The organism is Polaribacter sp. 2405UD43-2, from assembly GCF_058147125.1.
Map to the genome: position 1 here is coordinate 1 of NZ_JBYVJX010000052.1, position 256 is coordinate 256.

Here is a 256-nt window from a genome sequence, read left to right on the forward strand (position 1 = left end):
AACCGTTCTAAAGGTTGCCGATTTTGGACGACCAATTACTGGACCTGTTAATTTATCAACTTCTTCACCCGTTAATCCTAATTCTTTTACTTGGTGAAATAAAGATTGTATTCCGAAAATTCCACTTCTATTTCCAATAAATGCAGGAGTGTCTTTAGCTAAAACTGAAGTTTTACCCAAGAATTTTTCTCCATACATTATTAAGAAATCGGTAACTTCTTTTTTACAATCGGGTCCTGGAACCACTTCAAAAAGT

The 256-nt window shown here is 34.4% G+C and carries 1 pseudogene; it reads right to left on the reverse strand.

Features of this window, described 5'->3' with window-relative positions:
• Nucleotides 1-256 (reverse strand): annotated as a pseudogene (locus ACY2RX_RS14725) (3-hydroxyacyl-CoA dehydrogenase); the annotation flags it as partial.